This window comes from Pantoea sp. MBLJ3 (assembly GCF_000816655.1).
In the GTDB taxonomy this organism is placed as follows: domain Bacteria; phylum Pseudomonadota; class Gammaproteobacteria; order Enterobacterales; family Enterobacteriaceae; genus Pantoea; species Pantoea eucalypti.
The window spans coordinates 235,339-249,186 of record NZ_JSUT01000004.1 but is presented as its reverse complement, the minus strand read 5'-3'; the positions used below and the strand labels follow the sequence as shown (position 1 = coordinate 249,186).

Annotated in this window: 14 protein-coding genes, 1 tRNA gene and 1 rRNA gene; 2 read left to right on the top strand and 14 right to left on the bottom strand. The window is 53.2% G+C overall.

All coding sequences use genetic code 11. The features are described 5' to 3' along the window. Positions 1 to 33: 33 nt before the first annotated feature. Together NP77_RS06450 and rrf are read left to right on the top strand one after the other, a co-directional pair. Positions 34 to 109: transfer RNA gene (locus NP77_RS06450), tRNA-Thr, on the top strand. Positions 110 to 143: 34 nt separating this feature from the next. Next, positions 144 to 259, top strand: a 5S ribosomal RNA gene (gene rrf, locus NP77_RS06445). A 246-nt stretch (positions 260 to 505) separates the two neighbouring features. Here the strand turns inward: rrf and NP77_RS06440 are convergent. The 14 genes from NP77_RS06440 to msrP form a co-directional block, all read right to left on the bottom strand. Beyond that, entirely contained in the window at positions 506 to 1,267 is a 762-nt protein-coding gene (locus tag NP77_RS06440) for an amino acid ABC transporter ATP-binding protein (protein WP_003855214.1), read from the bottom strand. An 8-nt stretch (positions 1,268 to 1,275) separates the two neighbouring features. Beyond that, positions 1,276 to 2,376, bottom strand: coding sequence for an amino acid ABC transporter permease (locus tag NP77_RS06435; RefSeq protein ID WP_003855220.1), 1,101 nt, complete (start codon positions 2,374 to 2,376; stop codon positions 1,276 to 1,278). A 15-nt stretch (positions 2,377 to 2,391) separates the two neighbouring features. Next, the gene (locus NP77_RS06430) at positions 2,392 to 3,570 is read right to left on the bottom strand and encodes an amino acid ABC transporter permease (protein ID WP_003855223.1); all 1,179 of its coding nucleotides are present in this window, start codon (positions 3,568 to 3,570) and stop codon (positions 2,392 to 2,394) included. A gap of 67 nt (positions 3,571 to 3,637) precedes the next feature. Beyond that, positions 3,638 to 4,663: an amino acid ABC transporter substrate-binding protein gene (locus tag NP77_RS06425; RefSeq protein WP_003855224.1), complete on the bottom strand. Its 1,026-nt coding sequence runs from the start codon at positions 4,661 to 4,663 to the stop codon at positions 3,638 to 3,640. A 546-nt stretch (positions 4,664 to 5,209) separates the two neighbouring features. Beyond that, entirely contained in the window at positions 5,210 to 5,506 is a 297-nt protein-coding gene (fis, locus tag NP77_RS06420) for a DNA-binding transcriptional regulator Fis (protein ID WP_003855228.1), read from the bottom strand. Between the two features lie 23 nt (positions 5,507 to 5,529). Continuing rightward, the gene (gene dusB, locus NP77_RS06415) at positions 5,530 to 6,495 is read right to left on the bottom strand and encodes a tRNA dihydrouridine synthase DusB (protein WP_008925814.1); all 966 of its coding nucleotides are present in this window, start codon (positions 6,493 to 6,495) and stop codon (positions 5,530 to 5,532) included. A 367-nt stretch (positions 6,496 to 6,862) separates the two neighbouring features. Further along, positions 6,863 to 7,744: a 50S ribosomal protein L11 methyltransferase gene (gene prmA, locus NP77_RS06410; RefSeq protein WP_003855234.1), complete on the bottom strand. Its 882-nt coding sequence runs from the start codon at positions 7,742 to 7,744 to the stop codon at positions 6,863 to 6,865. A gap of 16 nt (positions 7,745 to 7,760) precedes the next feature. Further along, positions 7,761 to 9,206 (bottom strand): sodium/pantothenate symporter, encoded by a 1,446-nt coding sequence (gene panF / locus NP77_RS06405; protein WP_039659448.1) that lies wholly within the window; start codon positions 9,204 to 9,206, stop codon positions 7,761 to 7,763. After that, on the bottom strand, positions 9,196 to 9,438 hold the full coding sequence (locus tag NP77_RS06400) for a YhdT family protein (RefSeq protein WP_003855238.1): 243 nt from the start codon (positions 9,436 to 9,438) through the stop codon (positions 9,196 to 9,198). Before NP77_RS06400 ends, panF begins: the two co-directional genes overlap by 11 nt. A 71-nt stretch (positions 9,439 to 9,509) precedes the next feature. Beyond that, entirely contained in the window at positions 9,510 to 10,859 is a 1,350-nt protein-coding gene (gene accC, locus NP77_RS06395; protein ID WP_003855240.1) for an acetyl-CoA carboxylase biotin carboxylase subunit, read from the bottom strand. 11 nt (positions 10,860 to 10,870) lie between these two features. Next, a complete protein-coding gene (accB, locus tag NP77_RS06390) occupies positions 10,871 to 11,332 on the bottom strand; it encodes an acetyl-CoA carboxylase biotin carboxyl carrier protein (protein WP_003855242.1) in 462 nt (153 codons plus the stop codon). 25 nt (positions 11,333 to 11,357) lie between these two features. Beyond that, the gene (aroQ, locus tag NP77_RS06385; RefSeq protein ID WP_008925813.1) at positions 11,358 to 11,810 is read right to left on the bottom strand and encodes a type II 3-dehydroquinate dehydratase; all 453 of its coding nucleotides are present in this window, start codon (positions 11,808 to 11,810) and stop codon (positions 11,358 to 11,360) included. Positions 11,811 to 12,042: 232 nt separating this feature from the next. Beyond that, on the bottom strand, positions 12,043 to 12,648 hold the full coding sequence (gene msrQ / locus NP77_RS06380; RefSeq protein ID WP_003855248.1) for a protein-methionine-sulfoxide reductase heme-binding subunit MsrQ: 606 nt from the start codon (positions 12,646 to 12,648) through the stop codon (positions 12,043 to 12,045). Next, on the bottom strand, positions 12,649 to 13,653 hold the full coding sequence (msrP, locus tag NP77_RS06375) for a protein-methionine-sulfoxide reductase catalytic subunit MsrP (RefSeq protein WP_003855250.1): 1,005 nt from the start codon (positions 13,651 to 13,653) through the stop codon (positions 12,649 to 12,651). Positions 13,654 to 13,848 lie beyond the last annotated feature (195 nt).

Sequence of the window (13,848 nt, the reverse complement as noted above, 5' to 3'; positions counted from 1 at the left end):
GAGTAGGGAACTGCCAGGCATCAAATTTAGTGTGCTGATATGGCTCAGTTGGTAGAGCGCACCCTTGGTAAGGGTGAGGTCCCCAGTTCGACTCTGGGTATCAGCACCAGTTAAGACACGAGTTCGGTAAATAAAAGAATTTGCCTGGCGGCTGTAGCGCGGTGGTCCCACCTGACCCCATGCCGAACTCAGAAGTGAAACGCCGTAGCGCCGATGGTAGTGTGGGGTCTCCCCATGCGAGAGTAGGGAACTGCCAGGCATCAAATAAGAGAGAGCCCTTCGCGTATGCGAAGGGCTTTTTTCGTTGCGGCAATCCACTTTCATTGTGGAAGTCCGCAATAAAACACCCTCATAGCAGTCCATCACTCTTCGCGTTCATCATCAGTGCATCAGTGCATCAGTGCATCAGTGCATCAGTGCATCCACGCAATGAGCGCATTCAGACAGTTTTCAGGCCATAAAAAACCCGGCACCAGGCCGGGTTGTAAGATCACTGAGCCAGTAATCAGTGAATAACCTGCGATAAAAACGCCCGTGTGCGCTCCGATTTAGGGTTCGCAAAGAACTCCTGCGGTGGCGCAACTTCGACGATCTCACCCCGATCCATAAAGATCACCCGGTCAGCCACGGTGCGGGCAAAGCCCATCTCATGGGTGACGCACAGCATGGTCATCCCGTCTTCAGCCAGACCAATCATCGTATCCAGCACCTCTTTAACCATCTCAGGATCCAGTGCTGACGTTGGCTCATCAAACAGCATAATTTTAGGCTTCATACAGAGTGAGCGGGCGATGGCGACACGTTGCTGCTGTCCACCAGAGAGCTGGCCTGGAAATTTATGGGCATGCTCGGCAATGCGCACGCGTTCCAGATAATGCATGGCCAGTTCATCTGCTTCCTTCTTAGGGATCTTTCTCACCCACGAAGGTGCCAGCGTACAGTTCTGCAATACGGTCAGGTGCGGGAAGAGGTTAAAGTGCTGAAATACCATGCCCACTTCGGTGCGCACGCGCTCAATGTTACGCACATCATCGTTCAGGTGGATACCGTCAACAACAATGCGACCCTGCTGATGCTCTTCCAGATGATTAATACAGCGGATCGTCGTCGATTTGCCGGAGCCGGAAGGCCCGCACAGCACGATGCGTTCACGGGGTTTGACCTGCAGGTTGATGTCTTTCAGTACGTGAAACTGCCCGTACCATTTATTCACGTTCTCAAGCGAAATCATCAACGCGTCGGAAGTGTGTGTCATAGAGTCAGTCATGTAAAACCTCAGTGCGATGTACGCCCGGTGTGAAAGCGCTTTTCCAGATACTGGCTGTAGCGCGACATGCTAAAACAGAAAATCCAATAGACCAGTGCAGCAAAGACATAACCTTCAGTCGACATCCCCAGCCAGGTCGGATCGACCGTTGCCTGCTGGACGCTGCTGAACAGATCGAAAAGACCAATGATGATGACCAGGCTGGTATCTTTAAACAGTGCAATAATGGTGTTAACCAGACCGGGAATGGTGAGTTTCAGCGCCTGCGGCAGAATCACCAGCATCTGCGTCTTCCAGTACCCCAGCGCCAGAGACTCGGCTGCTTCATACTGGCCTTTAGGCAGTGCCTGAAGACCACCGCGAACCACCTCGGCCACATAGGCGGACTGGAACAGAATGACGCCCACCAGTGCGCGCACCAGCTTGTCGATGTTAGTACCTTCAGACATAAACAGCGGCAGCATCACTGATGACATAAACAGCACCGTAATCAGCGGCACGCCACGCCAGAACTCAATAAAGATAATCGACAGCGTGCGGACCACCGGCATACGTGAACGACGGCCAAGCGCCAGCAAAATACCCAGCGGCAGCGCACCGGCAATACCGACCGACGCGATAATCAACGTCAGCGTTAATCCGCCCCACTGACGTGTTTCGACACGCTCCAGCCCCAGATACCCGCCATACAGCAGGAACCAGACAATCACCGGATAGATCACGGCCCATGCCGCAATGTAGCGTCCACGATACGGCAGGCTCTTCAGGAACATCGGCACAATCGACACCAGGCCGATCACCAGCGCCAGATTAATACGCCAGCGCAACTCATGCGGATAAAGCCCATACATGAACTGGCCGAAACGCGCATGGATAAACACCCAGCAGGCTCCCTCTTTGGTGCAATCGGCGCGCGTGGTGCCAATCCAGTTTGCCTGAAAGACCAGCCAGTTCAGCGCGGGCGGAATAACGTGCCAGATTACCCAGATGCAGAACAGCGTCAGTAACGTGTTAAACCAGCTGGAAAATAGATTTTTACGAGCCCAAAGCCAGGCGCGACTGACAGGCGTCGTCGGGACGGGGGGCGTTTCATGCGTAGTCACAGACATAGTTATCCCGTTCTCTTAACGCTCAACCAGCGCAATTTTGCGGTTATAGAAGTTCATAAGCATCGATATCAGCAGACTGATAATCAGGTAAACGCCCATCGTGATAGCGATCGTCTCAATGGCCTGACCAGTCTGATTGAGCACCGATCCGGCAAACAGCGACACCATATCGGGATAACCGATAGCGGCGGCGAGTGAGGAGTTCTTTACGATGTTCAGATACTGGCTGGTCAGCGGCGGAATAATGACGCGCATGGCCTGAGGGATGATGACCTGGCGCAGCGTTACCGGACTCGGCAGACCCAGCGACCGGGCGGCTTCATGCTGCCCATGCGGCACAGACTGAATTCCTGAGCGGATCACTTCAGCGATAAACGACGAGGTATAGATCGACAGTGCCAGCGTCAGTGCCGCCAGCTCCGGTATCATCACCGAGCCGCCGCGGAAATTGAATCCACGCAGTTGCGGCACATCCCAGTGCATCGCTGCGCCAAACCCAAGATGCGCAAGCAAAGGAAAGAGAATCAGCATTCCAACGGCTGCGGGCCAGGTGCGACGTAACTCACCGGTTTTTAACTGGTGCTGGCGGTTAAAGCGGTACAGAGCATAGCTCACCGCTACCGCCAGAAGCAGTGCGATAACAAACGGCCAGCTGCCAGGTGCATAGGTCGGCCACGGCACATAAAGTCCGCGATTACTGACATACGCCAGATCAAACGCATTCAGCGCCTGGCGTGGGCCTGGCAGATTGCGTAAAACCGCGAAGTACCAGAAGAAAATCTGAAGCAAAGGCGGGATATTACGGAAAGTTTCAATATAGATATTTGAGAGCTTCCGCAGCAGCCAGTTGTCAGACAGGCGGGCAAGACCGACCGCGAATCCGAGAATCGACGCAAAAACAATACAGAGCGCAGAGACCAGCAGCGTGTTGGTTAATCCAACCAGAAACACGCGCGCGTAGGTATCTCCCTCCGTGTACTCAATAAGATGCTGAACGATGCCGAAACCGGCAGTGCGTTCAAGAAATCCAAACCCCGATGTAATGCCGCGATTGTCCAGGTTAATAATGGTGTTATGCACCAGATAACCCACCACACCAAGCACCGCGACGACGGCGATGAGCTGATAAATCCAGGCGCGAACCGTGGGATTACCAAATGAAAAATCCCTTTTCACGGTTGGGCGTTGTGACATGTTGAAACCTCAATACGAGAGCTGGGGCAGGGCACCGCAGAATACGGTGCCCGATTGGTGAGGTCTGTTAACGTACCGGTGGTGCGTACTGGATACCGCCCTGATTCCACAACGCATTCTGGCCACGTGCGATCTTCAGTGCGCTATCTTTACCGACGTTACGATCGAAGCTTTCCTGGTAGTTACCTACCTGCTTAACGATGTTGTAGGCCCACTTATTATCCAGCTTCAGATCTTTACCAAAATCACCTTCGGCGCCCAGGAAGTGTGCCATGTCTGGTGTCGTTGGTTTGGCTGTCATCTGGTCGACGTTTTTCGAGTTAATACCCATCTCTTCCGCATTCAGCATGGCATAGAGCGACCATTTGACGATGGTGAACCAGTCATCATCACCACGACGTACCAATGGCCCCAGCGGCTCTTTGGAGATCACTTCTGGCAGAACAATAAAGTCGTCAGGCTTGCCGAGCTTAATGCGTAAGGCGTAAAGCTGAGACTGGTCAGATGCCAGCGTATCGCAGCGTCCACTATCCAGTGCTTTCGCAGATTCATCAGAGCGGTCAAAGGTCACTGGCGTATATTGCATTTTGTTGGCTTTAAAATAGTCCGCCACGTTCAGCTCGGTATCGGTACCTGACTGAATACAGACCGTCGCGCCATCCAGCTCTTTCGCACTTTTCAGGCCGGCTTTCTTGTGAGTCAGGAAGCCGATACCGTCATAATAGTTCACGCCCGCAAACAGAAAGCCCATGCCGCCATCGCGCGATGAAGTCCAGGTGGTATTGCGTGAGAGCACATCCACTTCGCCTGACTGCAGCGCGGTGAAGCGCTCTTTCGCAGTCAGCGGGGTATATTTCACTTTGGTCGCATCGCCAAACACAGCGGCAGCCGTCGCACGACACACATCTACATCGATACCGGTAAACTTGCCACCCGCATCTGCGTAGGAGAAGCCCGGCAGGCCGTCACTGATACCACATTGAACAAAACCTTTTTTCTTTATCGCATCCAGAGTGGTGCCTGCGTGTGCTTGCTGAGCAAGGCCAACCAGTGAGGCGGCGGCGATCAGCGTAGAGAGCATCATCTTTTTCATAAAGCATCCTGTGTGGCGGGATCATGTTGTTATGTTTGCGCACTTTAATGTGCGTTTTTTTCCTGTCTATGGCGGTCAGCCATCCACGACTTTGCAAAGCTGATGCCAGTTTTGCAGAATCCTGAATTCATATGAAAGAACGGTTAATATTCGGAAGTACTTAGAAAGTTTCGCTAATATGGCGCACCAAAAGGAAGCAATGCGAGTCGACTCGATCACAATTAGTGCAAATAGTTTCACTACATGGGAGCAGTGTGAGCAATCGCTCATGCATATATGTACGAAGGGGTGGTATTGCTTTTTTAATGCGTAGAAAGTCACATCCCCAGCACTGGCAGGGGTTTGGGCTGGGTGATTTTCAGAAGAGAGATTAAGTCAAATCAGCACAAGCAAAAGCGAGAAGGTGAAATATCACGCCAGCAATTGCAACTATAGTTACCATATTACCCGCAAATGTTTCACTGGTCTGGCGATGAATTTGTGTGAACAGGCACAAATAAAAACGCCAGCCCGAAGGCTGGCGTGATTAACAGACAGAACTAAAAATCAGTTCATGCCGTATTTTTTCAATTTCTTACGCAGCGTACCGCGGTTGATACCCATCATCAGGGCAGCACGGGTCTGGTTGCCACGGGTATACTGCATCACCATGTCCAACAGAGGCTGCTCGACTTCAGCCAAAACCAGCTCATACAGGTCGCTCACATCCTGACCATTCAGTTGAGCAAAATAGTTCTTCAGTGCCTGTTTAACCGAATCACGCAAAGGTTTTTGAGTTACCTGATCCTGTGAGTTAACGGTAGAAACGGTCAGTACGTCAGAATTTACGCGTTGTTCGAACATAGTTCTTTCAGCTCTTTATTTCGTTACGCAAGATTTTCGAAGTATGCCTCCAACGCCTCCAGCTGTTCGCTGGCATCCTCAATGGCGTTGAATGTGCGCCGAAACTGGTCATTCGGGGCGTGCTCCTGCAGGTACCAGGAGACGTGCTTTCGCGCTATACGGTATCCCTTGCCTGAACCGTAAAAGTCGTGCAGCTCACGTATATGCGAAACAAGCAAGCGCTTGACCTCTGCCATTGGCAGCGGGGCAAGCAACTCCCCAGTGTCCAGATAATGCTGGATTTCCCGGAAGATCCACGGTCTTCCCTGAGCAGCGCGTCCTATCATCAGAGCATCGGCCCCTGTATAGTCGAGCACCGCTCTGGCTTTATGCGGGTCAGTTATGTCTCCATTCGCGATAATCGGAATGGAGACACTCTGCTTAACTGTCCGAATGCTGTCATATTCAGCTTCTCCGTTGAACAGGCAGGCACGAGTGCGCCCATGTATCGTCAGAGCCTGTATACCGCAGCGTTCAGCCAATTGGGCAATCGCGACACAGTTCCTGTTTTCAGGATCCCAGCCAGTACGAATTTTCAGCGTAACCGGCACATTCACTGCATTAACCACTGCGGAGAGGATAGACTCCACCACGGTGGGATATTGCAGCAAGGCTGAACCCGCCATTTTGCGGTTAACCTTCTTGGCAGGGCATCCCATATTAATGTCGATGACCTGTGCACCAGCCTCAACATTAATGCGTGCAGCTTGCGCCATTTCACTGGGATCGCAACCGGCAATTTGCACGGCGCGAATGCCTGGCTCATCACTGTGAACCATGCGTAATCGGGATTTGTCGCTAGCCCACACTTCCGGGTTAGAAGACAACATCTCAGAAACTGCCATACCTGCACCCATTTCGTGACACAGCGCCCTGAACGGCCTGTCGGTAATACCGGCCATCGGTGCTGCAATCAGTCGATTTCTCAGCTGGAGGTTTCCAATACGCATGAAGTCAGAATGGCCATACTGTGTCTGCAAGGCGGCGTATATTACGCATTTTTGCAGGAAGATGAAAGGCCAAACTTTGAACAATCAGCAAGAAAGATCAATGAAATCCGGATGATGATCGGAGATTATGATTATTCACCTTAAATATCAGTCAGTTAATTTTTTATGCTGAAATTGTGAACAAAAGTTTTTCCAGAAAAGTACGTCAATTCACCAGATAAAAAACGTCACATAACGTGATTAACGATACAAGCATCCATTTCAAATCGCAAAATCCCGCAGCTTACGCTGCGGGCTGGTTGAATGTTCTGTTAAGGCACTGTGGGCCGGCCAGTGCGATATCAGAAGGGGTAGACAGGCGCCAGATTCAGGATTTAATCCCGGTAATTCGGCACCACTCCTCTTTAACGGCAACCGGGTCGAGTGTGAACTCGCCGGCGTATGCTTCACATACGCTCTCAGCCTGGCTCTCCAGAACGCCCGAAAGGCCCAGGTGTCCACCAGACTTGGGCAGTACACTGATCAGCGGTGCCAGCTCACGTAGCGGACCGGCCAGAATATTCGCGACCACCACGTCAGCCTGCAGGTTGTCGGGTTGCTGGTGGGGCAGATAAAGTGACAGGCGGTCAGAGACGCCGTTGCGCTCTGCATTATCCCGGCTGGCCTGAATGGCCTGCGGATCAATATCAATGCCAATTGCCTGAGCTGCACCCAGCTTCAATGCGGCGATCGCCAGGATCCCCGATCCACAGCCAAAATCGATCACTGTTTTGCCGTCCAGATCCAGACCGTCAAGCCAGGTGAGGCAAAGTGAGGTAGTGGGGTGGGTACCCGTTCCAAACGCCAGACCCGGGTCAAGCATCACGTTGACGGCATCGGGATCCGGCACGTCACGCCAGCTTGGGCAGATCCAGAGACGTTCGCCGAAGCGCATTGGGTGGAAGTTTTCCATCCATTCGCGCTCCCAGTCTTTGTCTTCGATCTGCTCGATCCGGTGGCGAAAACCGGCGCCCAGCAGCGGATGCTGCTCCAGTTCGGCAGTAATGACAGCCATGTCAGTTTCAGCATCGAACAGGCCGATCACATCAGTATCACCCCACAGACGCGTTTCGCCTGGCAGTGGCTCATACACCGGCGTGTCATGGGTATCCTGAAAAGTCACTGAAACCGCACCGATGTCCATCAGCGCATCGCTCAGCGTTTCCGCATGTTCACCTGAGCTGTTAATTTTGATTTGAATCCACGGCATAACGTCTCTCTTTCCGTCAGTGTTGCGGCGCGTCGACCGCTTGCGGCGCGCGTCCAAACAGGTTGCCCACTAAAAATGCCAGCAGGCTCAAAAGCAGTGAGGGCACGATGGGGTGAAAACCCAGTATCTGCAGGTTAAGGCTCGCCAGAAAAGCGTAGCAGCCTCCCCCCACCACCATGCCGGTGATGGCCCCAGCGGCATTAGCGCGCTCCCAGTAGAGGCCCAGAACCAGCGGCCACAGGAAAACCGCCTCAAGGCCGCCAAATGCCAGCAGGTTGAGCCAGATAATCATATCGGGTGGATTCCATGCCGCCATCAGCAGCAGGAGACCCAGTACGAAGGTAATGGTGCCAGATAACAGTCGCAGCCGCGTCTCATTTTCCAGCTGTTGCGGTGCGACACGCAGATAGAGATCTTTAATCAGCGTGGCCGAAGCCTGTAACAGCTGGGCATTAATGGTCGACATGATCGCGGCCATCGGTGCTGCCAGAAACAATCCGGCGGCTAACGGAGGCAGTACGGTAATCATCAGGACAGGAATAACACTATCCGGCACAGTCAGGTTAGGCAGAATTGCCCGGCCCAGCGCACCGGCCAGATGCATTCCCAGCATCAGAATCACCACCACAATAGTGCCGAGAATAATGGCCCGATGTACGGCTTTGCTGTCTTTATATGAGATGCAGCGCACCGCAGTATGCGGCAGGCCAATCACGCCAAAGCAGACCAGCACGACAAACGAGCTGAGGAAGGTGGGTGTAATGATTTCGCCTGGCCCCTGCGGCGACAGCAGAGCAGGATCGATGTCATGCAGTTTCTGCACGGCCGTGCTCAGGCCGCCAGCCTGATGAATCACCGCGAACAGCAGCAGAAAGGTGCCAATCAGCATCACAATGCCTTGCATCGCGTCATTCAGCACGCTGGCACGGAATCCGCCGAACGCAGTGTAAAGCGCGATAGTGCCGCCAAAAATCAGCAGACCGGTGTCATAGGGGATACCTGCGGCGGTTTCAAGCAGCCGCGCCCCGCCAATAAACTGCACTGTCATGGCACCGATAAAGGCGATCAGCAGGCTCAGGCTCGCCAGCCAGATCAGCAGCGGGCTCTGATAGCGGGCGTAGAGCATGTCATTCAGCGTCACCGCATTATGCTTACGCGCCAGAATGGCAAACTTCTTCCCCAGCACACCTAACGACAGCCAGACGGCGGGCACCTGCACCATCGCCAGCAATACCCATCCCAGCCCATATTTATAGGCAGCACCGGGGCCACCAATAAACGAGCTGGCGCTTATATAGGTGGTAGTAAGCGTCATTGCCAGTACAAACCCGCCCATGGAGCGGCTGCCAAGGAAGTATTCCGTCAGGAAACTGCCTTCACGTCTTTTACGAACGGCAAATACCGACAGCGCGGCAATGACGACAAGATAAATCAGCAATGGCAGGATAATTTCACTGTTCACTTTTATCCTCCAGCGGCATGTCGCGGAAAATGACCCGCACCATCATCCAGCACAGGAAAATGAACAACAGGGGAGCAAACAGGCAGGAGAGTTCGAACCAGCGCGGCAGACCGGTGACACCGATTTCACTGCCACCCAGCCAGGCAGAGAGCCCCCAGGCCGCGAGCCAGAGCAGCGTGAGCCAGAGCGACCAGCGCGCCTCTTTATGAGCCTGTATAAAACGAGCGTCCATGATTCAACCTTAACGCCAGCGGAAAAAGAAAAAGGCCGGATTAACCGGCCTCTGACTACTCAGCGTTGCGATTACTTCTCGTGCAGGCCGAGTTTTTTCTCCAGATAGTGGATATTGGTTCCACCGTGCTGGAAGTTTTCGTCGGACATGATTTTCATCTGCAGTTCAACGTTGGTTTTGATACCGTCGATGATCAGTTCCGCCAGTGCATTTTTCATGCGGGCGATGGCCACGTCGCGTGATTCGCCGTAAGTGATCAGCTTACCGATCATGGAGTCGTAATAAGGCGGCACGGTATAGCCTGAATAAATATGCGACTCCCAGCGCACGCCAAAACCGCCTGGCGCGTGGAAGCGAGTGATTTTACCCGGGCTTGGCAGGAAGGTCACGGGATCTTCGGCGTTGATACGGCACTCGACCGCATGTCCGCGAATGATCACATCTTCCTGTTTGATCGACAACGGCTGGCCTGCGGCGATACGCAGCTGCTCTTTGATCAGATCAACACCGGTGATCATCTCGGTCACCGGATGTTCCACCTGAATACGGGTGTTCATCTCAATGAAGTAGAACTCACCGTTTTCATACAGGAACTCAAACGTACCTGCGCCACGATAGCCAATCTCAATACAGGCTTTAGCACAGCGATTGCCGATAAAGCGACGCTGTTCCTCAGTAATACCTGGGCCTGGCGCTTCTTCAACCACTTTCTGGTGACGACGCTGCATTGAGCAGTCACGTTCGCCCAGATAGATCGCGTTGCCCTGACCATCAGCCAGTACCTGAATCTCGATGTGGCGTGGATTCTCCAGATACTTCTCCATGTAAACCATGTCGTTGCTGAATGCCGCTTTGGCTTCCGCTTTCGTCATGTTGATGGATTGTTCCAGATCTTTGTCGCTGCGCACGACGCGCATACCACGACCGCCACCGCCGCCAGAGGCTTTGATAATGACCGGATAACCGATGCGCTTAGCAAAGGCACGGTTCTTGTCCATATCATCGGTCAGTGAACCGTCAGAACCCGGTACGGTTGGGACGCCTGCTTTCTTCATCGCATTGATCGCAGAGACTTTGTCGCCCATCAGGCGAATAGTATCTGCTTTCGGGCCGATAAAGATAAAGCCGGAGCGCTCAACCTGCTCGGCAAAATCGGCATTCTCAGAGAGGAAGCCGTAGCCTGGGTGAATCGCCACCGCGCCGGTAATCTCTGCAGCAGAGATCAGCGCCGGGATATTGAGGTAACTTTTAACTGACTGCGCCGGGCCGATGCAGACAGTTTCGTCTGCCAGCAGCACGTGCTTCAGGTCACGATCCGCGCTTGAGTGAACCGCGACAGTCTTAATGCCCAGCTCTTTACAGGCACGCAGAATGCGCAGTGCGATCTCACCACGGTTAGCAATAACAATTTTATCCAGCATGATCTGCCCCGTTACTCGATGATAACCAGTGGCTCGTCAAATTCGACCGGCTGACCGCTTTCAACCAGGATAGCTTTCACTACGCCTGACTTATCAGCTTCGATCTGGTTCATCATTTTCATGGCTTCGACGATGCACAAGGTATCGCCAGCATTCACTTTCTGGCCAACTTCCACAAAGGCTTTCGCATCCGGGCTCGGCGTACGGTAGAAGGTCCCTACCATCGGTGAACGCACGATGTGACCACTGATTTCAGCCGGTGCCGCTTCGGCAGCCGCTGCAACAGGGGCGACAGCGGTTGCCAGAGCAGGCTGTTGAACCGGCGCAGCGTAAGCCTGCTGCATCATCGGGTAACCCGTATTGACAGGGGCACGACTGATGCGAACGGACTCTTCACCTTCAGAGATTTCCAGCTCAGAAATGCCAGACTCTTCAACCAGTTCGATCAGTTTTTTAATTTTACGAATATCCATGAGTGGGGTTCCGTACTCAGTTTGATTAATGAGATTGAGACAGGCGTTTTACTGCCGTTTGTAAAGCCCATGTGTAGCCGTCAGCGCCAAGCCCACAGATCACGCCAGCAGAAACATCAGAAAGATAGGAGTGATGGCGGAAGGGCTCGCGGGCATGCACATTAGAGAGATGAACCTCGATAAACGGTATTTCTACCGCCAGCAGGGCATCACGTAATGCGACACTGGTATGGGTAAACGCGGCAGGATTAATGATGATGTAATCCACATTGCCTTTGGCCTCATGAATGCGATCAATCAGCTGAAATTCAGCATTGGTCTGCAGGTGGCTCAACTCCACATTCAGCTGGTCTGCCTGACGCGTCAAATCGTCCACGATCTGACTAAGCGTGGTATGACCATACTTCTCAGGCTCACGTGTTCCCAACAGATTAAGGTTGGGCCCGTTCAAAAGCAGAATATGTAATTTATGCGCCATCGTGCTGCCATCTCCCGCAATCATTGAGGCATCGCGTAAAATACCTTGCGAATCTTCATTTGTCACCTTTCGGGGCTAAAAAGAAGACCCGACGAGCAATAAAGCCGGGCATTATATCCGTTTCGTGTCATTTCGCAGCAAAATACTGGTCTTATCTGCGAAGATGATCGGATGTAGCCTGCGGGCCACATCTTTTATCAGAAAACGGCAGAGGAAAACAACGGGTGAAGCGCTAGCGGGACCACCATTTGAGAAATTTTTTGTAACGCCACGCTAACAGTATCGCAGCAAGAAGGGCATAGATAAGTGGCTGGGGTGACAGGATTTTCACCGACCAGATATAGTGAATCGGCACAAGGATCGCGACAAGATAGACCGCGTTGTGCAGGGTTTGCCAGCGCTTACCGAGTCTGCGCTGAGCGCGCTGGAAAGAGGTTACCGCCAGGGCCAGTAATATCAGCCAGCTGATAATACCCAGCGTCAGGTAGGGACGGGAGATCAGTTCGCTGCCCAGCAGACGCAGATTGTCCACGCCCAGCTCCAGCAGGTAATAGCTCAGCAGATGAAGGGACGCCCAGACAAAGGTCCATACGCCGAGCAGACGACGCGTGCGGATAAGAAGCGGCTGCCTGCCGTAACGTGCCAGCGGTGAAACCAGTAGCGTCCCCAGCAGCAGTTTCAGCGCCATGCGGCCGGTAAAATGCTGAATATCTTTTGCCGGATCCGCACTCAGTCCACCCTGCATTGCGGCCAGAATCAGATAAACCAGCGGCAACAGGGCCGCCAGATGCAGGATCACCTTGAGCCATGTGATCTGTTTTAGCGACAGGCGGACCACCTAGTAATTCTCCCGTAAATCCATGCCTCGGTAGAGTGACGCTACCTGTTCGGCATAACCGTTAAACAACAGCGTTGGCTGGCGTTCGACCTTCAGACTGCCGCCAGGGCCAATGAATCGCTCTGTCGCCTGCGACCAGCGAGGGTGATTAACATGGGGATTCACATTGGCATAAAAGCCATACTCGTCGGCAGCAATCTGATTCCAGGTCGTTGGCGGCTGTTTGTCGGTCAGCGTGATTTTCACAATCGACTTGATGCCTTTAAAACCATATTTCCACGGTACCGTCAGACGAATCGGTGCGCCATTTTGCGGCGGCAACGCTTTGCCATAGACACCGGTGGTCAGTATCGTCAGCGGGTGCATCGCTTCATCAATGCGTAAACCTTCTACATAAGGATAGTTGAGTCCGCCGCCAATAAAGCGATCTTTCTGGCCGGGCATCTGCTCCGGGTCGTACAACGTCTGGAAGGCGACAAAGCGCGCTTTGCTGGTGGGTTCCGCCAGCGAAAGAAGCTTATTCAGCTCAAAGCCTATCCAGGGCACGACCATCGACCAGGCCTCTACGCAGCGCATGCGATAGATTCGCTGTTCCATAGCAAACCGCTTAAAGATGTCATCCATGTCCAGCGTCACAGGCTTAGCCACTTCGCCATCAATGGTCAGCTTCCAGGGGGCAGTTTTTAGCGTACCTGCATTGGCAGCCGGATCGGCCTTATCCAGCCCGAACTCATAGAAGTTGTTGTAGCCAGAGACTTTATCCTCAGGTGTTAAGGTCAGATCGGCCTGATATTTCGCCGGTTTAGTAAAGTCCAGCGCCCGGCCAGCGGGCGCGGGTGGACGGTCATTACCTTTAAACCAACTGAGAATATCGGCATTCGCCACGCCCGGCATACCCATTGCCGCCGCGCTCAGTCCCAGCGTTTTCAGCACCTGGCGGCGCTTCAGGTTAAAAATGCTTTCCGGCGTTACGTCGGCTTCGGTCAGGTGGGATATGCGTTTCATTGGGCTTCTCCAGACAGGATGTCATCATCCAGCATGATGACTATCGCTGATATCAGCCAGTTTCGCTGTGAAAATGTGAAATTTCCTGGCTGAGCACGGCGATGAGAATGCACTGAAAGTTGCCGGGATTAACACCTGCGATGATATCCCGGGGATATACTTCGGCTTCATGCGTCCAGGCGCTGTCGGCAGGGG

Excerpts from the sequence above, each read along its gene's own strand:
- prmA (WP_003855234.1), bottom strand. The coding sequence starts at position 7,744 with ATGCCGTGGATTCAAATCAAAATTAACAGCTCAGGTGAACATGCGGAA.
- fis (WP_003855228.1), bottom strand. The coding sequence starts at position 5,506 with ATGTTCGAACAACGCGTAAATTCTGACGTACTGACCGTTTCTACCGTT.
- aroQ (WP_008925813.1), bottom strand. The coding sequence starts at position 11,810 with ATGGCGCATAAATTACATATTCTGCTTTTGAACGGGCCCAACCTTAAT.
- NP77_RS06400 (WP_003855238.1), bottom strand. The coding sequence starts at position 9,438 with ATGGACGCTCGTTTTATACAGGCTCATAAAGAGGCGCGCTGGTCGCTC.
- NP77_RS06425 (WP_003855224.1), bottom strand. The coding sequence starts at position 4,663 with ATGAAAAAGATGATGCTCTCTACGCTGATCGCCGCCGCCTCACTGGTT.
- accC (WP_003855240.1), bottom strand. The coding sequence starts at position 10,859 with ATGCTGGATAAAATTGTTATTGCTAACCGTGGTGAGATCGCACTGCGC.
- NP77_RS06435 (WP_003855220.1), bottom strand. The coding sequence starts at position 2,376 with ATGTCTGTGACTACGCATGAAACGCCCCCCGTCCCGACGACGCCTGTC.
- NP77_RS06430 (WP_003855223.1), bottom strand. The coding sequence starts at position 3,570 with ATGTCACAACGCCCAACCGTGAAAAGGGATTTTTCATTTGGTAATCCC.
- NP77_RS06440 (WP_003855214.1), bottom strand. The coding sequence starts at position 1,267 with ATGACTGACTCTATGACACACACTTCCGACGCGTTGATGATTTCGCTT.
- accB (WP_003855242.1), bottom strand. The coding sequence starts at position 11,332 with ATGGATATTCGTAAAATTAAAAAACTGATCGAACTGGTTGAAGAGTCT.
- msrP (WP_003855250.1), bottom strand. The coding sequence starts at position 13,653 with ATGAAACGCATATCCCACCTGACCGAAGCCGACGTAACGCCGGAAAGC.
- dusB (WP_008925814.1), bottom strand. The coding sequence starts at position 6,495 with ATGCGTATTGGAAACCTCCAGCTGAGAAATCGACTGATTGCAGCACCG.